The following is a 25250-nucleotide window of genomic DNA, read 5'->3' on the forward strand; positions in this document are numbered from 1 at the left end:
AACACTTAAGACTTCTACAAGAAGTCTTTTTTTGTGTATTTACTTTATTGTAAACAGCAAATATTGGAAAAACGCTTGCAAAATGTAAGCGAATTTCATATACTAAACTTTGTGTTTTTATTTTAATTTGAAAGTGAGTAGGTATATATAATGCAGTTTGTCGTATTGTTATTAGGAATTTTGTTACTGCTTTTCTTGATCATCAAGGTCAAGTTAAACACCTTCGTTTCACTTATTGTTACTGCTATTTTAGTCGCACTTGGTCTCGGAATGAATCCAGCGGAAATCGCGGATACGATTAAAGAAGGAATTGGTAGTTCACTTGGTGAATTAGCTATTGTCTTTGGTTTCGGTGCTATGATTGGTCGGTTAGTTTCTGATGCCGGTGGATCATATCGGATTGCGAAAACATTAATCAATCTATTTGGTAAGAAACGTCTACAACTTGCTGTTGTGGTTGCTTCATTTATCATTGGGATGTCAATGTTCTTCGAAGTTGGAATGGTTCTATTAATTCCTATTGTCTTCGCTATTGCCTTAGAAGCTGAAGTTCCATTGCTTTATTTGGGTATTTCAATGGCAACTGCATTATCTGCAACCCAAGGATTTTTACCTCCACAACCAGCTCCAACTGCTGTTGCCTCAGCGTTGGGTGCTAATTTAGGAATGGTATTGATGGTCGGAATTGTGGTTGCAATTCCCTGTGTGGCAATTGCTGGACCATTATTTACTATCGTTGCTAAAAAAATGGCTCCTGAAGCATTTGTGATTAAGAAGTCACTACCAGCTTTTGGTGAGGTTAAAGAATATAATCTTAACGAAACTCCTGGTTTTGGTATTTCTGCTTTAACATCATTATTTCCCGTTATTTTTATGATGCTTGCAACTATCTATTCTTTAGCGGTACATGGTGGTAAAACACTTAAAAACCCTCAAGGATTTGATGCAGTAGTTTCAATGTTGGGTAATCCAATGATTGCTATGGTGATTGCCTTACTATTTGCAATTTGGTCGATGGGAATCCATCGCGGTCGGACAATGGCCCAAATTGGAACAACACTTGAAACAGCAATTAAATCAATTGCCATGTTATTAATGGTTATTGGTGGTGGAGCTGCTTTCAAACAGGTTTTAATTAATGGTGGTGTTGGTGATGCTGTTCAAAGCTTGATGGCAAATGCTAGTCTTTCACCATTAATTTTGGCATGGCTAATTACGGTTATTTTACGTATTTGTCTCGGATCTGCTACGGTTTCAGGAATGACAGCTGCCGGTCTAGTGGTTCCACTTATGCATGCAACTGGTGCCAATCCTGTCTTGATGGCCCTTGCTATTGGGGCTGGTTCATTAGCAGCTTCGCATGTTAATGATGCTGGTTTTTGGATGTTTAAAGAATATTTTGATTTAACGGTTAAACAAACACTTTCAATTTGGACAGTTCTTGAAACCATCATTTCAATTGTTGGTTTGGGAATGGTTCTGTTATTAAGTTTAGTAATGTAATTTTTAAAGGACGGGGTTGCTTAGGCAATTCCGTTTTTTATTTGCTTTTTTTTATAAGGTGGGCTATTATTGGACTATACCAATAATGGCGATTAATCAGGAGGACTACTATGAAAATTAATATTGTAAAAGATAGTAAAGCAGCAGGACAAGCTGGATATAAATTATTTAAAGAACAATTGGATAATGGGAGTCATGTATTTGGATTAGCAACGGGAAGTACACCTATTACTACTTATGATGCAATTACAGCTAGTGATTTAGATTTTTCCGATTGTATTTCAATTAATCTAGATGAATATGCTGGGTTACCAGGAACGCATGAACAAAGCTATCGCTATTTTATGAATCAACATTTATTTTCGAAAAAGCCATTTAAGGAATCATTTGTGCCAGATGGAATGAATGAAGCCGATGCTGAAATTAAACGTTATGAAAAAATTATTGAAGAACATCCAGTTGATTTTCAAATTTTAGGGTTAGGTCGGAATGGTCATATCGGCTTTAATGAACCAGGGACTGCATTTGATTCACGGACGCATAAAGTTGCCTTAACTGAGTCAACGATTGCTTCTAACGCCCGCTTTTTTGATAATGAGGCCGATGTTCCTAAGTTTGCCTATTCAATGGGGATCGGAACAATTATGGACGCAAAAGCTATTTTGCTTGAAGCTTATGGCGAAAATAAAGCAGATGCAGTTCAAAAAATGATTGAAGGACCCGTAACTGAAGATTTGCCCGCTTCAATTTTGCAACGACATCCGAATGTTACGATCATTTTAGATGAAGCAGCCGCATCAAAATTAAAAAAATAAGAAAAGCCTATTGACAGCGCTTTCATTTAGGCGTATTCTTTGTGTCATGAGGTATGGAAATACCTTCTAATCAATTCTCTTTCTCTCTTATGCCGATCACCGTTTTCCCGAACGGTGATTTTTTTTTGACTTTGAATCTTATTTTCATTAAAATAGTTTCTTGTGGGGTGAATGTAATGAATGAATTAACATTAGATATCGTAGAAGAAATAACACGTAAAGATGGCAGTAAATATTATGAAGTTGGTAATATGGTTCAAAATGGTCGGGCAGAATTAGCAGCTGAACGTGGGTTTATTCAATTAGTTAGAATCTTACAATTAAATATTCCACATTCACAAAATGTAGCAAAGTATGAAGCCTATGTTAGTGATAATTTTGAAGACTTAGGTGAGTCAATGGATCATTGGAATGAATGGACTAGAAATCAAGATATTGAACCTATTTTTCAAAACATTTTAGAAGAAAACCATATTGGTTAAAAAAATGATAAAAAGCCTTTACACAGTACCGTTTTTTATGGTATAAATGTAACTGTTGTTTTGCAATATTGCCCCATAGTTCAGTTGGTAGAATAATTGACTGTTAATCAAGAGGTCGCTGGTTCGAGTCCAGCTGGGGCAGTTTAAATTTCAGTTAAATGAAATTTAAAAGTATCGTATTTTATGTAGATAATTGTTGTAAAAAGTCTTTACAATGTTCGTCATTATATGATATTATTATATATGTTGTTTTGAGGTTATTGCCCCATAGTTCAGTTGGTAGAATAATTGACTGTTAATCAAGAGGTCGCTGGTTCGAGTCCAGCTGGGGCAGTATTTAAGGAGATTCCGTGAGGATCTCCTTTTTTTGTGCAAACAGATGATAAATTACCATAATTTATGAGAGTGAAGTATAATTAACATAATTATTGAAACAACTAGAATAGGGGATCGAGATGAAACATCCAACGGGGCAAGGTAAGACAACTAGTCACCGATATATTACGGGGTTTGATGGACTACGTGCATTGGCTGTAATTGGAGTGATTGTGTATCATATACTGCCTAACGTATTAAAGGGTGGTTATCTTGGAGTTCCTATTTTTTTGTTACTGGCAGGCTATTTAGTAACTAATCAAATGGTTGGTAAATTAGTAAATAAGCAATCTATTCGGATAGTTAATTTTTACTGTAGACGCCTTAAACGGTTATACCCAACGCTGATTTCAATGTTAATCTTTACCATTACTTACATTACATTGTTTCAGCGCAACTTATTTTACCAGTTAAAAAGTATTTTTATTACAAATATTTTGTTTATATATAACTGGTGGGAAGTCATCTACGATCAATCTTATTTTGATCGATTTGCTGGAGAATCACCATTTACACATCTGTGGACATTAGGTGTGGAGGTCCAATTTTATCTAATTTGGCCATTATTATTAGTCTTACTTTTTAAGTTACTAAAGAATAAGCAGCAAGTTGGTCATATTGTATTAGCTTTGAGTATTGTTTCTGCAATCTTAATGGCTGTATTGTATGATCCTAGTCATATTAATCGGGTATATTATGGTACGGATACTAGAGCATTTTCTTTTTTATTGGGTGCATGGTTAGCTTTTATCTGGCCCGCAGACCAGTTACGAAATCAGTTGAAACCCCAAGCAAAAAAGTTAATTGATATAACTGGGATTATTGCACTATTGGCTGTGGTGCTGCTGTATTTTGTACTTCCAGGTGAAGCAGCATTTACATACTATGGTGGTATGTTTATTTTTAGTATTTTTGCGATGATTTTAATGGGTGTAATTGCACATCCAGGTAGTAGTTTAAGTGCTTGGTTCACTAATCCAATTTTTACTTGGATTGGGAAACGTTCTTATGGGATTTATGTGTATCAATTTCCCGTATTAATTTTTTATGAGAGTAATTTTAAAAATATCGGTTCACACCCACTGATTAATGCAATAATTGAAATTGGAATTATATTAGTAATTAGTGAATTATCATACCGATTTATTGAAGCACCAATAGCAAAATTTGACTGGCAAAATTTTCCCGGTAAATTAACTAAATTTAAAAATATATCTTGGCAATGGTTATGGTTGGTTCCAACGGTTATTATTCTTGGAATTGCGATTTTTGGAATAATTCAATCACCAAGTGAAAAGCCACAGTCAGCGTTAGAAAAACGAATTGAACAAAACAATAAAACCATTAAGCAACATAATTCCAATATTAAGTCTGGAAAAGTTGATGATCAACCCCCAATCGGAGATGGTAAGGTTGCTAAAAAGTATGGACTCAGTAATCAACAAGTTAAAGCTGCCAAACAGCTTAAAGTGACAGCAATTGGGGATTCAGTGCTGGCAGATAGTGCAGTTAATTTACAAGAAATATTCCCTAATATTTATATTTCAGCTAAAGTTGGACGACAATCATATGAGGCACCTGAGATTGTACAGTCACTTAAAAGGGATGGTCATTTGGCAAATATCGTAGTAATTAACCTTGGAAGCAATGGTATAATTACCGATAGTGATGCAAAAAGTATCTTAAAAACAATTGGTCCCGATCGTCAGGTATATTGGGTGACAACACATATCCCTTCTAAAGCTTGGCAAAAACCGGTGAATAAAGAAATTAAAAAAATTGATAAAAAATATGATAATGTTCATGTGATTGATTGGTATCAATATAGTATTGGTCATCCGGAATGGTTTTATAGTGATAATGTCCATACTAATGTAGACGGAAATGTTAAATTTGCTAAGTTAATAACCGGTAAACTATTGAATGATTAAGAGTTAATTATGTAATGATATGAATTATTGGAGGAATCAACATGGGAAAACGAGAAATAGATTTTGAAATTCAAGAGATGGCTTTTAAAAAAATTCTAGTAGCAGTTGATGAAGACGATTCAAGTTCATCACGGAAGGCGTTTAATTATGCAGTGACATTTGCACATGCAGCTAAGGTTCCGTTGGGCATTGTTACTATTTTAGAAACCAAAGATTTAAATCTACTTGAGAGTATGCAACCAGAAGTACTCGAAGGTCGTAGAGAAGCAATGCAAGCTTTAGTTAATGAATATGTGAAAAAAGCTAAAGAATTTGGTGTGATTGAAGTTGATGCATTTATTGGTGAAGGTAAACCAGGTAAAGTAATTGTACAATCAATATTGCCAGAATTTAAACCTGATTTATTAATTTGCGGTTCGGAAACAGAAGACAAAAACAGTATTTTTATTGGTACTCAGGCAAGTTATATGTCACAAAATGCACCTTGTTCGGTAATTGTAGTTAGATAATCAAAAAGGGATACTCCAATTTAAGTTGAAGTATCCCTTTTGACTATAAAATTTCGATATCGTTAATAAAAACTTGTGAATAATGTTTTGGAGATTGATCTGCTTCTGGTGGAAGTTTCATATAATCACCGTACATCCTTTTTAAAATGACATCATAATCTGCGGGAATCATGACATTTAAATGGGCGAATGGGTGACTAATTAAATTATTCATTTCCTCAATTAGCATAATTTCTTTATCATACTTGTATTGGGAAGCTAAGTTTTTATATTGTTGCAAACCTTGTTGATTAAATTGTTGGAAAATTTGATCACGTTTGTGTTTTAACTCGCGAACTTCAGCATATTGCCGTTGGTTAAGTGGTCGGAATAATTTATTTAAATTTGAATCGGTTAGTCGATAACCCAAACGGACAATGATGGAACTGTCGTAAAACTTAATTTTCGCCATTTGAGTAGTTTGTTCACTACTCTTCTCAGGAATTGCATCAAATGGGAAGATATCAATAAAAATACCATTTTTGGCATTATTAAAATTATTTCGTTCTTGAATTTTGGTATCTAAGTCAATTAATTTAGCATAGCTCATTGCATAGTTTTTATCAGTGAATGGTGTTTGTAAAAAGTATGCCGAGTGTGAAAGAAGTACTGGCGCCAATTTTAAAAATTTATTATAGTCTTCGCGGGGCATGCCGACATCTAGATCATCATCCCATGGAATGAATCCATGATGTCTAATGGCACCTAGAAGTGAGCCACCGACGAGAAAATAATGTAATGAATATTGATTGCAAATTCTAATAAAAGTCTCGAAAAGACTGAGTTCTACTTGTTGTATTGGCTTTAAATTCAACCTTTAACCCCCTTAAATATTAATCAGTTGACATATTGTTTTAAATGACGCATATTATAGTCTATAAGCCTAGTGTATATTATTATTACCGAGAGGGGAATAGCTATTGGACACAGATGAACTGCTTACAAAAGCAATTAGTGTATATATGTCAACGTTAAAATCGTTAGATACTTTTATTTCCGAACCAGCCGCAAAATACTTTCTTTCCTTTGAACAATATCTTATTTTACATGATATTGCGACACAAAAAAAGATTATGTTAATGGATATTGCCGAACAACGTGGGGTAACTAGAAGTGCGATTTCACGTCAAATTAAAGTATTACTTAAACATAAGTATGTTTATCAAAAGGCCGATCCATTAGATCGTCGTCGTTTATTTTTACACCTCACTAAGAGTGGTAAAGCGGTAGAAGAAGAAATCAATGAAAATGTTGCATTACGCTTTAGTGGCTGGGTCAATATTTTTGGTGAAGATAAAGCTAGTGAAATTTTAGATTTTATTGAAGAGTTTGATAATCGAATTGTGCGAGAAGAAGCTAAAAAGAAAAAAGTTGCACAAGAAGCTGAATTAAAAGCGGCTAAGGTTGCAGCGAAAAAGGCAGCTAAGAAAGCGCAAGAGTTACAAGATGCTTTAGAAAATGAAAGTACAGCAACTGATTAAAATACTAATAATTATTGAAAACTACGGTGATTAAACCGTAGTTTTTTGTTATAGTACTCGTGAGGTGATTGAAATGATAAAAATGGTAGCGTTAGATTTAGATGGGACATTGTTAACAGGTGAGAAAACAATCAGTGCGCGTAATGAGAGTGCATTAAAAAAATTACATAGTGAAGGAATTAAAATTGTTTTATGTACGGGACGGCCAATTAATGCGATTTGGAAATACATTGAACAGTTAGGCTTAACTGATTCTGACGATTATACGATTACATTCAATGGGGCTTTAGTGATTCAAAATACTGAAAAAAAGGTACTAAGCCAACAAGGAATTTCTAAGCAAAAACTACAGTTGCTACATGATTTCGCAGAAACTAATGGATTACCATTAGACGTTTTAGATTTCCAGGCGGTTTATCCGATTACAGATTTGAAACAATCAGTTTATCAAAAAATGCTTAATGCAAATATTGATTTTGTACCAACTGATTTTAATCAGTTGGATAATCACGATTTCAGTAAAGCGGTGATGGCAACTGACCCTGCAATTTTGGATGCTACGTTTAAAAAGGTTAGCCAAGAAATGTTTGATACTTACCATATTGTTCGTTCACAACCTAAAATTTTAGAATTCTTGGATCATGATATGGATAAAGCTGTTGGACTCGAAGCATTACTCACTAACTTTGGTTGGAATTTTGATAATTTAATGGTTTTCGGGGATGCTGAAAATGATCTAGGAATGTTAAAGAGCGCTGAAGTTGGTGTCGTAATGGATAACGGAAAAGATGACATTAAGCAACAAGGAACAGACGTCACTGGAACGAATGATGATGACGGCGTAGCTCAATTTATCGAAAATTATCAATATTTTGATAAAATTTAGCTTAATTATTATTATTTTGTAATAATTAATATATAAAACTTAATTATTAGTAAAAGGATGTTACTTGTATAAGTAGCATCCTTTATTTCTTTATTTAATAAGGATTGTAGCAAGTGAAGGACAAAAAGGTAAAGTACCCTGATTAGAAAATATATGATAAAAATTATCAATAATCAAATGTTTTATTACAAAGAAAACAAAAATAAAGAAAATTGAAATGTGCATGTTATGTGTGAGTAATATCAATCAATTATGATAGGCAATGTTGAAAAAAGACAAGGTAAACATTAAAAAAGGATGGTTATTGGTATATGACTTCACGTAAAAATGTTTTAAAATATTCAGTTGCTACTTTGGGTGCCGTTGCACTTGGTGTTGTAGCAACAACTGCCACAGCAAACGCTGACGAAATTTATACAGTTCAAAAGGGCGATACACTTTCAGAAATCGCTGTTAAGTACACACAAACAACCGATACAGTTGATGCAATTGCACAAAAGAATAGTATTTCAAATATCGATTTCATCATGACTGGACAAAAGTTACTTATTACAAGTGATGGTCAAGTTCGTGAAGCAACTGAAGCTGAAGTAGCATCAACTCCTGCAGTAGATGATTCAGCTGATAATACAGCAAATAGTACTTCAAGTTACCAAAGTACCGCTAATGGTGACGAAGCATCAGCTAAAGACTGGATTGCTAATAAAGAATCTGGTGGCTCATATACAGCTTCAAATGGTCAATTTGTTGGTAAATATCAGTTAAGTGCATCATATTTAAATGGTGATTACTCAGCTGCTAACCAAGAACGCGTTGCAGATCAATATGTTTCTAGTCGTTATGGTTCATGGACTGCTGCTAAGTCATTCTGGCTAGCTAATGGTTGGTACTAAAATTTAAATTAATTATGAATGTCTCTTAGGAGGCATTTTTTTTGTAGTTATACCTCAAATAGTACCAAAATGGTGCACAATATGGTAATATTGAATGTGCATAAACGGGGATGTTTATGGATTCGACTGGTATGGGTTGAGATTTGACTGCGTTTCGAAGGTTGCGTCTTCGTTAAAACGCTCAGTTTAAATTATAACTGCAAAAAATAATACAAACAATTTCGCTTTAGCTGCTTAATACCAGCGAGTGAAGATCCAGCCAGGTTTGCTCATGGCTTGATACTGGGTCTAAAAATTAAGTGAGCTCACGCTTATTGCTCCAGTCAGAAGTGATAAGAAGAGATTAATCGGACTAGTTAATCATGTTGGCCCTGATCAGCGGCGAATTGGTTAGCAAATTTCAAATAGTTGATTTATGAACGTAGACGTCAGATTGGCAACATGCTAGGACAGGGGTTCGACTCCCCTCATCTCCATAATGAGTATTTCAAAAATGTGTTATAACTACTGATTATTCAGTGGCTATGACGCATTTTTTATTTTAATAAAAATCGCTTTAATTGACAGCGCTTACAAAATGGTGATACGGTTCAGTCAGATATAAAATTTCTGTCTAAACGAAAGGGAGTATTTTTATGGATAAATTAAAGGGAAAAGTCGCAATTATTACTGGTGCTTCACAAGGAATGGGCGCTTCGCATGCTAAATTATTCATTGCTGAAGGAGCTAAAGTTGTTATCACCGATATCAACGCAGATAAGGGTGAAAAATATGCTAAAGAATTAGGCGAAAATGCGTTGTTTATCAAACAGGATGTTGCTAGTGAATCAGATTGGAAAAACGTTGTTGATACGACCGTTGATAAATTTGGTAAATTAGATATTCTTGTTAATAATGCTGGTATTACGGTTGCTAAATCATTATTTGATGTTAGTGTTGATGATTATGAGAAGATTTTTAAAATTAATCAATTAAGTGTTTTCTTGGGAACTAAGTATGCTGCGCAAGCAATGAAGGAACAAAAACAAGGAAGTATTGTTAATATTTCATCATTGAATGGCTTAGTTGGCGGTGCAATTGGGTATACAGATACTAAATTTGCAGTCCGTGGGTTTACGAAGGCAGCTGCCTTAGAGTTAGCTCATTATGGCATCAGAGTTAATTCAATTCATCCGGGGGTTATTTCTACTCCAATGATTCATCAAGGTGGAACTGAAGATAAAGTAGCTCAGTTTGCTAAAATGATTCCAATCCAACGAATTGCGGAACCAGAAGAAGTTTCAAAGATGGTTTTATTTGTAGCCTCCGATGATGCTAGTTATTCTACCGGTTCGGAATTTGTTATTGACGGTGGAATTAGCGCTCAGTAATTATTAAATTATTCACTTAAAACAATATTATGAAGTTTAATTCTAATATTGTTTTTTATTTTAAAAAAATACTAGGATGTCCAATGACAGCCTAGTAGAGTGCAATTATTATTTTGAAATTTTAATTTGACGATTTAATGATATAACTAAAATTATGACAACAATTATGATGCCAAGATTAGTCCACATGGCAATTTGATTACCCATTAATGTCTGATGAATTGTGTTATGGTCGGGGAGTAAGCGTGAACCTGTAGCCAACATCACTGCCATAATCGTGGTACCCAGAGAACCGGAGTATTGTTGGAGAGTATTGAAGATTGCATTGGCATCTCCAATTTGAGATTTAGTTACCTCTTGCAATCCGAATGTTAACGAGTTATTGAATATAAAACTAAAGCCAATCATATAGAAAACATTGAAAATGATAATTGTTAAAACATTCAAGTGCTGTGCAAAAATGGCAAAGCATAGGGTCGATAATAGTAAGAACAAGGCTCCGATGACGAGCGGCTTGTTAAAGCCGACTCGATCCATAAAGTTACCCGCTAATGGTGATAATACGGCTGACACCAAACTACCTGTTAATAAAAGCATACCTGATACTAATGAATCTTTTCCTAATGCCAGTTGAGCAAAATTAGGGAGTAAGAAAGCCATCCCGATTTGCACAAATTGAATCAAAAAATAAATTGCTAACACCTTAGCAAAAATTGAATTTTTAAAAACGTTTAATTGAAGTAACGGGTCAGAATCTTTGGCACTTAATTTTACAAACCCATAAATTGCAATTAGGGCAACTAAAACAGGAATGTAAAATTGAGGGTTGGTGAAACCATGTTGACCTGCGCTATTAAAGCCAAGTGCAATTAACACTAATCCAAGCGTAATTAAGATAAATTGACCCAGCGGGAACGACCGACGATGTAAAGTTTGGTTTTGTGGCATATTGAAACTAGCTATTAGCCAACAGATTGTCCCAATTGGAATTGTAATCCAAAAAATAATAGGCCAGCTCATTGTTTGAGTGACTAAGCCACCATAGGTTGGACCTAAAGAAGGCGCCATGGCAATGACCATGCCGGCAGTGCCAGTGAATTTGCCCTGCTGATTAAATGGTATCTGATGCATAATCAGTGAAAAGACTAATGGCATTGCAAACCCAGTTCCAAATGCTTGAATAATTCGTCCGATTAATAAGAGCGAAAGGGATGGTGAAAAGGCACAAATTAAACCACCTAAGACGAAGGCAATTCCGCCAATATTAATGATAGTTTTAGTTTTGAAATTACTTTGAATGTAAGCCGCAATGACCATTGTGGCAGCGACTGCCAACAAATATGCAGTAGTAACCCACTGAACTTGACTAAGAGTGGCATTGAATTGGCGCATTAAGGTAGGAAATGTAACGTTCATTGACGTTTCTACCAAGACTCCACAAAAAGCTACTCCGGCAGTCCCAAAGATAGCGAGTTTTGTTTGTTTTGAAACTTGATTTGATTCTTTTTGCAAAAAAATAACCTCCACATCGAGGAAAAGTACTTCCAACTAAATAAATAGTTAAAAGGTACTTTTCCTTAATCATGTAGGCTAATGTAAGGATATACAAGTACCGAACGGAATCATACCGCTCGTCTTTACCACGACAAATTTTATAATATTGATTATTTTACACTAAATTAGACTAAAAAATCAAAGCTGAATTGACAATTTTAGCTTTGATTTTTTCATTATTCGATTCTTACGGTAATATTTTCTGTCTGTGTTAAGTCAGTGATGTTTTGTAATAAAATTAAAATCCATGCAAATGCAATCATGAATGCAATTAATTCAAAGGCAGTTAATGATAGATAATGAATTCCATAAAATCCAATTGAAGTAGCCGCAATCGCAATTCCAGCACCGATAGATACTAATGTAAATTCTTTAGAAGTCTTCGGTAAAAGCCAGTTAACGCTAATCATCATGGCAAGTACGAAAAGAACGAGTAATTGGGCAAATTGCGTATGAATATTATGGAACGAAATGTCATTTGGAAAAATACCAACTGCAGCAATATCAATAGCCGTTACGGTTAATAATGTTCTTAAAAGTAATAATTTTTTTGAATGCGGAAATGTGGCATGTAAACTAACGAATAAATAGTCAACTAAAGCTATCATTAAGAGAGAAGATAACATGAGTGATAAGTTAAATTGCCATGATTTGTCAGCCATTTGGGTGCCTAAAAAACTAAGGTTATGTTGCCACCAATGACTATTTTGATTACTAAGCATTGAAAGTACAGTACCGCTGATGATAACGGCCATTAGTAAGTTAGTCATAACGTTAGTCGAAACCGATAAGGCAGCTAAAATCATTGAATAGTTAATTAAGGCGTTGAACAAGATAAAAATGATGGCAGAAGTAAATGGATCAAATGATACCCCGTGGAACATCAAACCGATGACCCAAAATAAACCAAGTAGGCCTAAGACTAGGATAACTGCAAATGAAATCACTAATGGAAAATAAATTCGCAGGTATACTCGGGATCCATCTTTAGAAATTCGCTTTCGGTTAAGAAAAAAGAAAATTGAAAAGAAAATAATTCCCGTGATTACACTCCCAAAGATCACCATAGTTGCGATTGAATTATCACCGTGTAGCGGTATTTGATGGACCTTTTGATTAATAAAGACTGCATAGAAAATTAATCCAACAACGATAGAAGTAGGTAAATACCACAAAATAGAAATTGAATTTAAAGCTAACTCTTTTTTATTGGTTAGTTTAACAATAAATTCATTATCTTGGCTGACTATTTTAACTGGATCTCCAGGTTTTAAATTAAGTTTATCGACAACTTCTGCTGGAATGGATAATTTACGTGTTGATGTGGACATTTTTATACCTCAATTATTGGAATTATGTGCTAAATTTTTAAATAAAAAGTTGATTAATAAATCAATGTGATTATAGTAATAATCACTAATTATGTATGATAATTAACAGAATAAATTATATCATAAGCAAGTATTTTAAAATACGAAAATTAAAACTTTCAAAATAGTGAATCATGAAAAAAATGAGTAATTTTTAAAAAGTAAAGTAGTCGTTGTACTATTTAAATGTGATTATTTCTAAATAAGCGGTTTATTTAGATAAATTTAAGCTATTCGATACAAATTATCAATCTTTCTTCACATTCTAATCAATAAAATGCAAAATTTGTTATGTAAATTAGAGATAGTGAAATAAGCTCAGACTATTAAAAATAAATAAAACAAAGTATACTTGCTGAATAAGCGGTAATACAACAGGAGGAGAAATAATGAAACTATTAATGGTGGAAGACAACAAATCGGTATCTGAAATGATGGCAATGTTTTTTAAAAAAGAAAAATGGGATGCACATTTTTCTTATGATGGTGAAGAAGCAATTGAAAAATTCAAAGATGACACTAATAGTTGGGATATTGTAACGTTGGACTTGAATTTACCTAAGATGGATGGAATGCAAGTAGCCGCCGAATTGCGTAAAGTGTCACCCACCGTTCCAATTATTATGTTGACCGCTCGTGATTCAGAAAGTGACCAAGTCTTAGGATTAGAAATGGGTGCGGATGACTATGTTACAAAACCATTCAGTCCAATTACTTTAATTGCTCGAATCAAAGCATTGTATCGTCGCAGCGAGTTAAATACGATTGGTTCATCTGAAGCAGATGAAAGTGATGAAACTTTTGATGTCGTGACCGAAAACTTCCGACTTAATAGTAAGACGCGGGAAGTGTATTTAAATAATGAAGCAATTACTGACTTAACGCCGAAAGAATTTGATTTATTAAAAACTTTAGCAACTAAGCCACGACAGGTATTTTCTCGTGAACAGCTGTTACAACTAGTTTGGGATTATGAGTATTATGGTGATGAACGAACTGTTGATGCGCATATTAAAAAATTACGTCAGAAAATAGAAAAAGTTGGACCACAAGTAGTGCAAACTGTTTGGGGTGTTGGTTATAAATTTGATGATAGTGGAGCTAATCAATGAAATTAATCTATAAACAAATGATGGGCTTTTTTGCAGTTATTTTAACGTGTATCGTAATTGTAGGTCTTTTGTTTATTAACGTTACAACTAAAATGTTATATACGAATACTTGGACGCAATTGCAAAACTATTCGGATAGTTTAATTGAAGACTCAATGCGTTATGATGAAAATACAAAGCAATTTGAAGGCTTAACTACAGTGCCACTTCAAAATAATGCGCGGCTATTAGCTCGTCAAAATGTGCACTTTACAATCTATAGTAAGCAAAACAAAATCAGTTACTCTAGTTCTGAATTTGCAACCAAGGTTAGCAAGGCTGATTGGAAAAAGCTAAAACAAGGCAAAACTGTGCACAAAATGATGGCAACGGCTGTTAAAACCAAAACCAGTTCGAAGACATCGAGTGCTAAGGAAAAAGCAGATGATAGCCGGCCACAAATGACGGAAGTAGTTAGACCGTATTTTTATAAGGGCAAGTTAGTTGCGGTTGTGTCTATTGGTGCCTATGTTTCTGACATTCAAGGGAATGTTCAGCAGATTAAGAATAATTTGTGGATTGCATTTGTAATTTCTTCCTTAATATCATTAATTTTAAGTTATTTCTTTGCCCGTTCAACAACTAAACGAATTGATAAGATGCGAATTGCAACGCATCAAATCACCCATGGTAATTATGATGTGAAGTTGGATTTGAGTGGTCGTGATGAAATTACTGAGCTTTCGAATGATTTTGGTAAAATGGCAGGTTCTTTACAAGAATCACAAGAAGAAATCAAGCGACAAGAAGAACGCCGTCGTCAGTTTATGGCCGATGCAGCCCATGAAATGCGGACACCACTAACAACCATTAATGGCCTACTTGAAGGATTAGAGTACGATGCCATTCCTGAAGAAGATAAGGCACAAAGTATTAAATTAATGCAGAATGATACAAAACGCTTAATTCGACTAGTTAATGATAATTTGGATTATGAAAAAATTAGAACTAATCAGTTTACAATGGAACGTAAAGTATTTAATGCTTCTGAGGTTTTAAATAATTTAAGTGAACAACTGAATAAAAAAGCTGAAAATCAAGGCGATAAGATTAATGTGGATGCACCGGATTCATTAATGACGTATGCAGATTATGATCGGTTTGTTCAGGTGATTTTTAATATTGTACAAAATGCGATTCAATTTACAACGAATGGAAAAATTACATTAGAAGCAGAAAAAGTTGATACTGGAAGTCAATTTAAGATTTCCGATACTGGAATTGGTATGACGGACGAGCAAGTTAAAAATATTTGGGAACGATTCTATAAGGCAGATCGTTCACGAATGAACACGGAATATGGTGAATCTGGTCTTGGACTAGCGATTGTTCATCAATTAGTTGACTTACACGGTGGGACTATTGAAGTAACTAGTGAAATCAACAAAGGAACGACATTTACTATTTATTTTCCAGATCGTGAACATGCTAAGCACTAACTGCATATTAATTAAAAGTAATTGGCCAAATTTAGACCAATTACTTTTTTTTTGCTGATAAACGATAATGTTAACGTTTCCAGAGATAGACCAATTAAAATTTGGACCTTGTGAAATAATTAACAGTTGTGAAACCGATTACATCACTATATAATAGTATAGTCATAGAGAGAAAAGGGAGAATTTTAATTATGTTTATTGCGTTAGCTTTGATTCCAGCATTAGCCTGGGGTAGTGTCGGACTGATCAGTGGTAAGTTGGGTGGAACAGCAATCCAACAGACTTTAGGAATGACAGCCGGGGCCGTGTTATTCGGGATTTTTACAATTGTAGTGTACCATCCAACCCTTACAGGACGAGTTTGGATTTCTGGATTAATGTCTGGTTTATTTTGGGCAGTTGGCCAGAGTCAACAATTTACGTCGATGAAAGCGATTGGTATTTCAAAAACAGTTCCTATTTCAACTGGTTTACAGTTAGCTGGTAACGCTTTAGCTGGAGTTTTACTTTTCCATGAATGGAAAACAACGCACATGATTACCGTTGGAACAATTGCGGTGGTCGTTTTAATTGCCGGAGCAACAATTACATCATTACGTGATCGTAGAGCTTCCGCAATCGGAGTGACATCATCTCAACCTAATGATGTTTCAACTGGTACCCGAGCAATTATCTTTTCAACATTGGGTTATGTAATGTATACAATTATTGTTAACTATGCCAATGTTGATGCCAAAGCAGTTGTATTTCCACAAGCAATCGGAATGTTTGCTGGAGCAATTATCTTTGCAATGTATAAAAAAAGCGCCAAAGATATTACTGCACCAGTTTCATATAAAAATGTTCTTACTGGTTTAGTTTGGGGTGTTGGTAATTTATTCATGTTCATTTCAATTCCACATGTCGGACTAGCTATTAGTTATTCATTAGCTCAAAGTGGAATCGTGATTTCGACTTTTGGTAGTATCTGGTTCTTGGGAGAAAAGAAAACTAGTAAAGAAATGGTTTATGTTGTGATTGGATCAGTCTTGGTAATCGTTGGTTCAGTCCTACTAGGAATGTTAAAATAATCTTGATTTTTAAAGTTGTCTAGACCAATATTGTGGTGTATAATGATGTTATCAAAAAAAGGAAGAGGTAATTATTTTGGCTCATATTTCATTTGATAGTTCTAATCTTAGTACATTTATTCAACCTAACGAATTAGGTGAGATGCAAGCAATGGTAAATGCTGCCGATGACCAGTTACGTAATGGAACTGGTGCAGGTGCAGAATATACTGACTGGCTACATTTACCAACTGATTATGATAAAGATGAGTTTGCTCGTATCAAGAAAGCAGCTCAAAAAATTCAATCAGATTCAAAAGTGCTAGTTGTTATAGGTATTGGTGGATCATATTTAGGAGCACGAGCAGCAATTGATTTCTTGAATAATGCCTTTTTCCAAGCTCAAACTGATGAAGATCGCAAAGCACCACAAATTTTATTTGCAGGTAATTCAATCAGTTCATCATATGTACATGATTTAGTTCAATTAATTGGCGATCGTGATTTTTCTGTTAATGTAATTTCAAAATCAGGAACTACAACAGAGCCTTCAATTGCTTTTAGAATTTTCAAGGAAATGTTAGTTAAAAAATATGGCGCTGATGGTGCTAAATCACGGATTTACGCTACAACTGATAAAGAACGTGGCGCACTTAAAACGGAAGCTAATTCAGAAGGTTATGAATCATTTGTAATTCCTGATGGTGTTGGTGGTCGGTTCTCTGTTCTAACGGCAGTTGGTTTATTACCAATTGCAGCAGCTGGTGCTGACATTGATAAGTTGATGGAAGGTGCAAGAGCTGCCGAAAATGAATACGTTGATACTGATCTAAGTAAAAACGAAGCTTACCAATATGCAGCTTATCGTAATATTTTGTATCGTAAAGGATATGAAACTGAATTACTTGAAAATTACGAACCAACAATGACTATGTTTGCTGAATGGTGGAAGCAACTAGCTGGAGAATCTGAAGGTAAGGACCAAAAAGGAATTTACCCTTCATCAGCTAACTTTTCAACTGATTTACATTCATTAGGTCAATATATCCAAGAAGGTCGTCGTACCTTAATGGAAACTGTTGTAAAGGTTCAAGAACCAAAACATGATGTTGTGATTCCTAGTGAAGATAGCAATCTAGATGGACTTGAATATTTACAAGGTAAGACAATGGATTATGTTAATGATAAAGCTTATCAAGCCGTTGTTTTAGCTCATGTTGATGGTGGAGTTCCAGTTATGACCGTTAACATTCCAAAGCAAGATGAATTTAGTCTTGGATACTTAATGTATTTCTTTGAAGTTGCCATCGGTGTTTCTGGTTACTTGAATGGAATTAATCCATTTAACCAACCAGGAGTTGAAGCTTATAAGACTAACATGTTTGGTTTACTAGGTAAGCCTGGATTTGAAGAAATTGGTAAAGAATTGAAGAGTCGTCAAAAATAATTTAATGCGTTAAAAAAAGCAGCCGATTGGCTGCTTTTTTTGTTAGAAATTATTAGATAGATAGGTCTTTAGTTCATTATTTGAAAGCCCAGAAGATAGCCCAATCAACAATTTAAGGCGTGCTTTTTGTCCGTTAAGTCCATTAACAAAATTAACACCCATGTTTACTAATTCCTCACCACCACCTTGATAGGTGTAAACCGGTTCGGGATTGCCGCGATAACCCCGCGCAACGAGATAAACAGGAATATCATTATCAATTACAGTTTGTAGCGCAGGCAGAACGTTTGGTGGCAAGTTACCAGCACCGGTACCTTCAATAACTAATCCATTAGCATGCTTTTTAGCAATATGGATAAATAAATCGGCATCCATTCCAGTGTATGATTTTAATAGATAGACATGGCTTACTAATTTATTGATTTTAACGGGAGCAATTAATTTTGTCATTGAATAAAAAACAACTGAATCATGTAAGACTTCGCCAATTGGTCCATTTGATGGTGATTCAAATGTGGCCACGTTTGTTGTGTGTGCTTTGGTAACGAAACGAGCAGCGTGAATTTGATCATTTAATTCGACTAGGACACCTTTTTGCTTAGATTCGTCATTAGCAGCGATTCTAATGGCGCTTAATAGATTATGAAGTCCATCAGAGCCAATTGCATTTGATGAGCGCATAGCCCCAGTTACGACGACTGGTTTGTCTGATGATAAAGTTAAATCTAAAAAATAAGCTGTTTCTTCTAAAGTATCGGTCCCGTGAGTAACAACGAAACCATCGTAATTTGGGTATTCATTTTTAATTTTAGTTTGCAACTGTAACATTGTCTCTGGTGTCATATGTGGTGAAGGGAGATTCATAAATTCTTCTGAAGTAACGTGTATATCTTTATCAGATAAATTATTCTGTTTCATTAACGGATTACTTGAGTTGGTATTAACCGCACCGGTATTATTTTCAGACATTGAGATAGTTCCGCCAGTGTGAATAACGAGAATTTTTTTCATGGATAAACTCCTTTATAGTTAATAGGGTAATTATAGTTGAATTAAGATACTTTGCAATGTAGTGTACAATTTTTTTCATAGATGTTACTATCATTGAGTAATTAAATATTTTTCACACTAGGGGCGCCAATAGGCTGAGACGATTAAATTCGAACCCTTGAACCTGATCTGGATGATACCAGCGGAGGAAAGTGTTGGAACCCTAATTCTGAAATTATGGGCTCTTCTAGTGTGTACACTCACTTAGGAGGGCTATTTTTTATGCATAAAAGAATTTATCGTTTAACTTTAACCGCACTATTTGTGGCATTTGGGGTCGTTGGAGGAAGTATGTTTGAGTTTACGGTAGGGGTTGCCAAGGTTGCACCAATGCAGCATTTGATTAATTTAATGTCGGGAGTAATTCTTGGACCTTGGGCAGCGTTAATCCAAGCATTCTTGACATCGTTAATTCGTAATATTATGGGTACTGGAACAGTGTTAGCATTTCCAGGGAGCATGATTGGGGCATTTTTAACGGGCTGGATTTTTCAACGAACAAGTAAATTAATCTTTGCATCCTTAGGTGAAATTATTGGTTCAGGAATTATTGGTGCCATCGTTGCTTATCCTATAGCGAGTCTCTTTTTAGGAACTAAGGGTGCACTATGGGTTTTCATGCCAAGCTTTTTTATCAGTACTTTAGTGGGTGTAGTAATTGGATATGGAATTCTAAAGGTGATGTGGAAAACAGTAATTGTGCCACAACTAGCTAAGTTTAAACAAGAATAGCTATATCGTTATTTTTTGAGGAATGTAAATAATTTGGTATCATTTAATCAAGTAGTCAGTAATCAACTTGATTGGGAGGAAAATATGAAATTTTATGATGAGTATCTTAGTAAGATAGATGATCAAGATCATCGAATTATTTTAGAAACAGTGCTCAATTGGGTCAGTGATAATTACCCGAATTTAGGTGGCAAAATTGCTTGGAATCAGCCAATGTTCACTGATCATGGAACTTTTATTATTGCCTTCAGTATTGCAAAAAATAACTTTGCATTTACACCAGAAGCATTCACGTTAGCTAAGTTTAAATCTGAAATTGAAAAAGCAGATTATAGCTTTACGGATAACATTATTCGTATTCCATATAATGCTAAAATCGATTTTGAATTAATTGGTAATATGATTGATTTTAATATTCAAGATAAACAAGGTTATACTAAATTTTTTAGATAAATAATTGTTGGTAGGATTAACGTATTTGGTTAATCCTATTTTTATATTGTTAACAATATAAATGAAATAAGTTTGACCATCTGATGTATAATTTAGGCAATTATAAGTTATAAAAATATAATAAGGTGGATAATGAAAAATGGTTTATACAGTTGGTTTCTTTGTTGCTTTTTGTGGACTTTTAATTATGTTATTTGGAATTAAAAATTTTTATTCAAACTTGAATAAATGGAATCGACTTGGGTTTATTTTGCTATGCTTAGGTCTGATATTACCAATGATTTATGGATTCATTGATGGAATTAAAAGTAGCTTTTAATTATGTAGATCAATTAATCAAAAATTGACACTGTATCATTTGAGGTAGTATAACAAACAATAATTAATACAAAGAAGATGGACAATGATGGAAGTTTATGATGGTGAAGCGCTTAATATACTGCACACAATTGGCTTGGATACCTTATATCCAGTCATTCGGATAGAACTTGAATTTTCACAAAGCCTATCTAAGTCTCGATTTGAACATGCGTTAAAAGGAGTTTGTAAGGTGGTTCCTGAAATCTTATATCGCTATAATATGCAAACTAATCAATGGTTTAAAATCACTGATAAAGTTTTTGATTTAGTGATTGAAGATGTTAGAAATGTTGATGAGCACGCTAAAGAATGGGACTTGATGAAAAATCCACAGTTACGCGTTTATTGGAATGAAACGACAACGGGTACACGATTAATTTTTTATGTGAGCCATATTTTGACAGACGGGGCAGGAAGTAAGCAATTATTATATTTGATTGCGAAAGCTTATACAGATGGCGAAAATTCAATTCAAAATATTCGTAATAATCAAAGCACTGAGTGGCTTGAAAAACTAGTTGAAAAGCACCAGAATACTAATGATAAAAAAGATAACAATTTAGACGAACTCATGTCATTGCCACAAATTAAAAGTGATACGCCTACAGGCCTTAAAGTTGGTTCGGCAACGTTGACGAAGCTGCAAACGGAACAATTAATTCAAGCTACACATCTTGCTAAAGTAACGGTTAAATGATGTAGTTATGGGTGCATTTGGACGTGTTATTCAGAGCTTTGCAGGTACACAGAGCATCAATTTAGTTTGTCCAACCGACTTACGCCAATTTAACACCACAGCGAATAATGTTGTTCAAATTGCTAATCTTACTTCGCGGTATACTTTGGCAATCAATACAGAGTTAACTGAACCTTTTCCGAATTTAATACAGCGAATACATCAAGAAATGGTGAAAAAAAAGAATCAGCGACAATGTTTTGATGCGCTTTCTAGTTTATTAAGGGATTACCATTCAAAACCGGTTGAACAACTAGAAACTATTGTTGATGATAATTACCAGATTCGCGAAATTGCGTATACTAATTTTGGGGTGCTTGACAAGGAACATTTAAACTTTGGTGATATTTCAGTTAAATCATTAATTATGACTGGTGGGTTTAGGAGGGCGCCAATGTTTCAAATTGCTACAGGTACTTTTGATGATCGGTTAACGTTAGCTTTCAATATGAATGGTACTAACAGTGAATACTTATTTGGTATGGCATTAGCCAGAAATGTTGCCATTATTATTAACAATTTTAGTCTAGAAACATTATCGATTGAGAGTTAATAGTGTATTTGTGGTATAAGTAACTAAGCTGCTCCATCGGGTAACTAATTTGAGTTAATGATTATGAAGCACTTCAAAAGAACCTTATGATTTATTGTTTACGTATTAAAAAATGACTACCGGTCTTTACACTGATAGTCTAAACATGTAAGTAGTGTTATCTCGTGGAAAGCTAATCCTTCTGGGTTAGCTTTTTTAGTGAATTGTTAATATACAATATCGCTATCTATACTAAGCAAAATATTCAGGTAGATATCTTATCAATAATCCCTAAAAATATTGTAGTATTAGAAAATAAAACGTGTAAATTAATACTTTTTCTGTTTATTGGACTACGTAAGTGTATTCTCACAAGGTTTTAAGTTATATGTTCTTTGTCTCTATTTACATAGTAATAATTGAAAGTAATAAAAAACCCGTTATATCAATGTTTATTAACATCAATGATAACGAGTATTTACTAACAATTGGGCATACTGGGTTCGAACCAGTAAATTGCGGATTCAGAGTCCGGTGCCTTACCAATTTGGCTAATGCCCAATAAGAACTTTGATTAACGTAACACTAATATTATACAGAATTGAAATTTTACAATCAATAGCTATAGACTAATCAGTTAATCTTTTCATTGTCATTTGTTATAATATACGAGAGTTGAAAGGGGAATTTATCATGGCTAGTAATTCAGATTCGATTTATCATGTTTTAACATATATGAAGCAGCATCCAGATGTAATTAATCAACAACCACTAGAGTATACGAATGTAATCAGGCTTAATATTTCAGATAAAATTAAAGTAGCCGATGCAGATATTTATTTTCCAGACCAAAAATTAATGGTTAATCGCTTTACACCAGATTTTGTGGCTAAAAATGGTGATTTACTAGATTACTTTTATGAAATGACTAACCAGGAAATTCCTAATTTTCACGATGTCTGGGTCACAACTTCACATATTCTTGACAAGAGTACTTATTTACTCGAACTATCTTTTGAATAACTCTAAATATCATTGACATTCGCGACGCTAAATAGCTATACTAGTATAGTAAATTTGCCCGCTGGTCAAATTGGTTAAGACGTGGCCCTCTCAAGGCTAAGTTACGGGTTCGATCCCCGTGCGGGTGATTTTAATGTAGTGGTCTGTTATGATACGGTGTTAAATCGTTGATGTGACAGGCCTTTTTATTTTAATAAATGGTGTTAATAGTATTAGATATTTAGGAGGAGTAGTTAATGCCCAAGCACTCGAGAGTTAAGCATACTTATAATTTCTATAGAAAAAGGCGTAATGATCCTAATTGGCGTGATGATTATATATATGTAAGGGATAAACGTATTATTAAATTTTTATTAGTGACAGTAGTATTATTATTTTTGGGATTAGGGTACATATTTTTTTACGGTGGTAATTCACAAGAACCGAGTTCTGAAGAATCAGCTAGTGTTGTTAATAGTGACAGTTCGTCAAGTAATAAAATAAGTAGCTCAGAATCAATAGAAACTGATAATGATGCTGATCCAGACGAGTATCAAGTTACTAATAAAATTGGTAACTATACCGTATCTACTGAAGAAATAAACGCTAATCAAACATATTCAGTTAATATCCATGCAGGAAGTAATAGTGCTGAGCCTAAATATAGAGGGATTAAATTTGAACTAGATGATGTAACTGGTGATGGAATATTTACAGATTTAGGAAATAGTTCTATACCTTCTAATGAAAGCCAAACTGCACATTATCAACAGATTAAAACTAAGAAAATTGAAGTTATTAATGCGGATAATGAAACAAGAACAGTAAAAGTTAATACTGCTGTGATAAATAATAGTGGAAAAGTAATATCTTTTGTATTTAAAAGAAGTAATGGTAACGTATCAGTAACTTGGAAAAATGATAGAGGATTAATTGAAGCTATTCCAACCGATGAAATATCATTCAATTAATGTGTACAATCATAAAATAAATGATCTTAAAATATGGAGGCAATTATAAATGGCAAAAGTAAAAGCAACAGATATTGATTTTAATAATCTAGGATTTAACTATTTTGACTTACCATATCGTTTTCAAGCAATTTGGAAAGATGGTAAATGGAGTGAGGGTGAACTTACTGAGGATGCAGAAGTTCACATTAGTGAAGGATCAACGGTTCTTCATTATGGACAGTCGGATTTTGAAGGTTTAAAGGCTTATCGAACTAAAGACGGTTCAGTTCAGTTATTTCGTCCCGACCGTAATGCTAAACGGATGCAAGATTCATGTGCACGGATGATGATGCCAGCCTATTCAATTGACAAATTTATTGAAGCAGTTAAACAAGTAACGAAGGCTAATGAAGATTTTGTTCCTCCATATGGAACTGGTGGAACATTATATTTGCGCCCTGTAATGTTTGGGGTTGGCGATAACATAGGGGTTCATCCAGCTGATGAATATATTTTGCGGATTTTCGCCATGCCAGTGGGTGCATATTTCAAAGGTGGAATGACACCAACTAGTTTTGTAACCTCTAAATATGATCGTGCAGCGCACCAAGGAACGGGCCAATCAAAGGTTGGTGGTAATTATGCTGCTAGTTTATTACCGGGTAATGAAGCTCATCAAGCTGGTTATTCTGATGTAGTTTATCTTGATCCAATTGAACATAAAAAAATTGAAGAAGCTGGCGCAGCTAATTTCTTCGGAATTACTAAAGATGGTAAGAAGTTTATTACCCCCAAATCACCTTCGATTTTACCAAGTATTACAAAGTATTCATTACTTTATTTAGCGGAACATCGATTAGGCTTGCAAGTCGAAGAAGGTGATATTTTTATTGATCAGCTAGATCAATTTAGTGAAGCTGGTGCATGTGGAACGGCTGCCGTTATTTCACCAATTGGAGCAATCGTTGATGGTGATCGGAAACATGTCTTCTATAGTGAAACTGAAGTGGGACCAGTTACTCAAAAGCTTTATGACACGTTGACGGGAATTCAATTTGGCGAAATTGAAGGTCCTGAAGGTTGGATTGTTAAAGTTGATTAGTATTTAATTCCACAAAAAAAGATTTCTATTCCAATT

At 34.3% G+C, this 25250-nt stretch carries 24 protein-coding genes, 4 tRNA genes, 1 other RNA gene, 1 pseudogene and 1 riboswitch; of the genes and pseudogenes, 25 read left to right on the forward strand and 5 right to left on the reverse strand.

Annotated features, from left to right (window positions below; all coding sequences use genetic code 11):
* The first annotated feature begins 150 nt into the window (after positions 1-150).
* From FC70_RS01605 to FC70_RS01635, 7 genes are all read left to right on the forward strand, one after another.
* The gene (locus FC70_RS01605; protein WP_057889295.1) at positions 151-1503 is read left to right on the forward strand and encodes a gluconate:H+ symporter; all 1353 of its coding nucleotides are present in this window, start codon (positions 151-153) and stop codon (positions 1501-1503) included.
* 110 nt (positions 1504-1613) lie between these two features.
* The gene (locus FC70_RS01610) at positions 1614-2318 is read left to right on the forward strand and encodes a glucosamine-6-phosphate deaminase (RefSeq protein ID WP_057889296.1); all 705 of its coding nucleotides are present in this window, start codon (positions 1614-1616) and stop codon (positions 2316-2318) included.
* A gap of 176 nt (positions 2319-2494) precedes the next feature.
* On the forward strand, positions 2495-2800 hold the full coding sequence (locus tag FC70_RS01615; protein ID WP_057889297.1) for a hypothetical protein: 306 nt from the start codon (positions 2495-2497) through the stop codon (positions 2798-2800).
* A 69-nt stretch (positions 2801-2869) separates the two neighbouring features.
* Positions 2870-2942: transfer RNA gene (locus tag FC70_RS01620), tRNA-Asn, on the forward strand.
* A 119-nt stretch (positions 2943-3061) separates the two neighbouring features.
* Positions 3062-3134, forward strand: a tRNA-Asn gene (locus FC70_RS01625).
* Positions 3135-3255: 121 nt separating this feature from the next.
* Positions 3256-5106: an acyltransferase family protein gene (locus FC70_RS01630; protein WP_057889298.1), complete on the forward strand. Its 1851-nt coding sequence runs from the start codon at positions 3256-3258 to the stop codon at positions 5104-5106.
* A 41-nt stretch (positions 5107-5147) separates the two neighbouring features.
* Positions 5148-5615 (forward strand): universal stress protein, encoded by a 468-nt coding sequence (locus FC70_RS01635; protein ID WP_057889299.1) that lies wholly within the window; start codon positions 5148-5150, stop codon positions 5613-5615.
* A 43-nt stretch (positions 5616-5658) separates the two neighbouring features.
* Here the strand turns inward: FC70_RS01635 and FC70_RS01640 are convergent, their stop codons facing one another.
* A complete protein-coding gene (locus FC70_RS01640) occupies positions 5659-6468 on the reverse strand; it encodes a LicD family protein (RefSeq protein WP_057889300.1) in 810 nt (269 codons plus the stop codon).
* A 148-nt stretch (positions 6469-6616) separates the two neighbouring features.
* Here FC70_RS01640 and FC70_RS01645 point away from each other — a divergent pair.
* The 5 genes and pseudogenes from FC70_RS01645 to FC70_RS01660 all read left to right on the forward strand — a co-directional run.
* Positions 6617-7024: pseudogene (locus tag FC70_RS01645) on the forward strand (MarR family winged helix-turn-helix transcriptional regulator); the annotation flags it as partial.
* A gap of 184 nt (positions 7025-7208) precedes the next feature.
* On the forward strand, positions 7209-8021 hold the full coding sequence (locus FC70_RS01650) for a Cof-type HAD-IIB family hydrolase (protein ID WP_057889301.1): 813 nt from the start codon (positions 7209-7211) through the stop codon (positions 8019-8021).
* 311 nt (positions 8022-8332) lie between these two features.
* Positions 8333-8914 carry an aggregation-promoting factor gene (gene apf / locus FC70_RS01655; RefSeq protein WP_057889302.1) on the forward strand — a complete coding sequence of 194 codons (582 nt, stop codon included), beginning with the start codon at positions 8333-8335 and terminating at the stop codon, positions 8912-8914.
* Positions 8915-9020: 106 nt separating this feature from the next.
* Positions 9021-9393, forward strand: a transfer-messenger RNA (tmRNA) gene (gene ssrA / locus FC70_RS09075).
* Positions 9394-9549: 156 nt separating this feature from the next.
* Complete coding sequence (locus FC70_RS01660) at positions 9550-10284, forward strand: glucose 1-dehydrogenase (protein WP_057889303.1); 735 nt, start codon at positions 9550-9552, stop codon at positions 10282-10284.
* 108 nt (positions 10285-10392) lie between these two features.
* On the opposite strand, the gene FC70_RS01665 is transcribed toward FC70_RS01660, so the two are convergent.
* Positions 10393-11796 (reverse strand): DHA2 family efflux MFS transporter permease subunit, encoded by a 1404-nt coding sequence (locus FC70_RS01665; RefSeq protein WP_057889304.1) that lies wholly within the window; start codon positions 11794-11796, stop codon positions 10393-10395.
* Between the two features lie 218 nt (positions 11797-12014).
* On the reverse strand, positions 12015-13169 hold the full coding sequence (locus tag FC70_RS01670) for an AbrB/MazE/SpoVT family DNA-binding domain-containing protein (RefSeq protein WP_057889305.1): 1155 nt from the start codon (positions 13167-13169) through the stop codon (positions 12015-12017).
* A gap of 428 nt (positions 13170-13597) precedes the next feature.
* Here FC70_RS01670 and FC70_RS01675 point away from each other — a divergent pair, with 428 nt between their 5' ends.
* From FC70_RS01675 to FC70_RS01690, 4 genes are all read left to right on the forward strand, one after another.
* Entirely contained in the window at positions 13598-14320 is a 723-nt protein-coding gene (locus FC70_RS01675) for a response regulator transcription factor (protein WP_057889306.1), read from the forward strand.
* On the forward strand, positions 14317-15798 hold the full coding sequence (locus FC70_RS01680; protein WP_057889307.1) for a sensor histidine kinase: 1482 nt from the start codon (positions 14317-14319) through the stop codon (positions 15796-15798). Before FC70_RS01675 ends, FC70_RS01680 begins: the two co-directional genes overlap by 4 nt.
* Positions 15799-15989: 191 nt before the next feature.
* Entirely contained in the window at positions 15990-16868 is an 879-nt protein-coding gene (locus FC70_RS01685; RefSeq protein ID WP_057889308.1) for a GRP family sugar transporter, read from the forward strand.
* A 76-nt stretch (positions 16869-16944) separates the two neighbouring features.
* On the forward strand, positions 16945-18294 hold the full coding sequence (locus FC70_RS01690; protein ID WP_057889309.1) for a glucose-6-phosphate isomerase: 1350 nt from the start codon (positions 16945-16947) through the stop codon (positions 18292-18294).
* A 42-nt stretch (positions 18295-18336) separates the two neighbouring features.
* Here FC70_RS01690 and FC70_RS01695 read toward each other — a convergent pair whose 3' ends face one another.
* On the reverse strand, positions 18337-19305 hold the full coding sequence (locus tag FC70_RS01695) for an asparaginase (protein WP_057889310.1): 969 nt from the start codon (positions 19303-19305) through the stop codon (positions 18337-18339).
* Between the two features lie 109 nt (positions 19306-19414).
* Positions 19415-19512, forward strand: a riboswitch (TPP riboswitch).
* A gap of 54 nt (positions 19513-19566) precedes the next feature.
* Here FC70_RS01695 and thiW point away from each other — a divergent pair.
* From thiW to FC70_RS01720, 5 genes are all read left to right on the forward strand, one after another.
* On the forward strand, positions 19567-20076 hold the full coding sequence (gene thiW, locus FC70_RS01700; RefSeq protein ID WP_057889311.1) for an energy coupling factor transporter S component ThiW: 510 nt from the start codon (positions 19567-19569) through the stop codon (positions 20074-20076).
* 84 nt (positions 20077-20160) lie between these two features.
* Positions 20161-20529, forward strand: coding sequence for an iron chaperone (locus FC70_RS01705; RefSeq protein WP_057889312.1), 369 nt, complete (start codon positions 20161-20163; stop codon positions 20527-20529).
* A 139-nt stretch (positions 20530-20668) separates the two neighbouring features.
* A complete protein-coding gene (locus FC70_RS01710; RefSeq protein ID WP_057889313.1) occupies positions 20669-20848 on the forward strand; it encodes a hypothetical protein in 180 nt (59 codons plus the stop codon).
* A gap of 84 nt (positions 20849-20932) precedes the next feature.
* A complete protein-coding gene (locus FC70_RS01715) occupies positions 20933-21586 on the forward strand; it encodes a hypothetical protein (protein WP_057889314.1) in 654 nt (217 codons plus the stop codon).
* Positions 21587-21593: 7 nt separating this feature from the next.
* Positions 21594-22178 carry a hypothetical protein gene (locus FC70_RS01720; RefSeq protein WP_057889315.1) on the forward strand — a complete coding sequence of 195 codons (585 nt, stop codon included), beginning with the start codon at positions 21594-21596 and terminating at the stop codon, positions 22176-22178.
* 467 nt (positions 22179-22645) lie between these two features.
* Here FC70_RS01720 and FC70_RS01725 read toward each other — a convergent pair.
* Positions 22646-22718: transfer RNA gene (locus FC70_RS01725), tRNA-Gln, on the reverse strand.
* A 132-nt stretch (positions 22719-22850) separates the two neighbouring features.
* Here FC70_RS01725 and FC70_RS01730 point away from each other — a divergent pair.
* The 4 genes from FC70_RS01730 to FC70_RS01745 all read left to right on the forward strand — a co-directional run bounded on the left by FC70_RS01730 (position 22851) and on the right by FC70_RS01745 (position 25214).
* Positions 22851-23180: a hypothetical protein gene (locus FC70_RS01730; RefSeq protein ID WP_057889316.1), complete on the forward strand. Its 330-nt coding sequence runs from the start codon at positions 22851-22853 to the stop codon at positions 23178-23180.
* A 55-nt stretch (positions 23181-23235) separates the two neighbouring features.
* A tRNA-Glu gene (locus FC70_RS01735) sits at positions 23236-23308 on the forward strand.
* A 108-nt stretch (positions 23309-23416) separates the two neighbouring features.
* Positions 23417-24130: a hypothetical protein gene (locus FC70_RS01740; RefSeq protein WP_057889317.1), complete on the forward strand. Its 714-nt coding sequence runs from the start codon at positions 23417-23419 to the stop codon at positions 24128-24130.
* Positions 24131-24179: 49 nt separating this feature from the next.
* Entirely contained in the window at positions 24180-25214 is a 1035-nt protein-coding gene (locus FC70_RS01745) for a branched-chain amino acid aminotransferase (RefSeq protein WP_057889318.1), read from the forward strand.
* The last annotated feature ends 36 nt before the right edge of the window (positions 25215-25250 follow it).

This window comes from Paucilactobacillus oligofermentans DSM 15707 = LMG 22743 (assembly GCF_001434315.1).
GTDB classification, from domain to species: Bacteria; Bacillota; Bacilli; order Lactobacillales; family Lactobacillaceae; genus Paucilactobacillus; species Paucilactobacillus oligofermentans.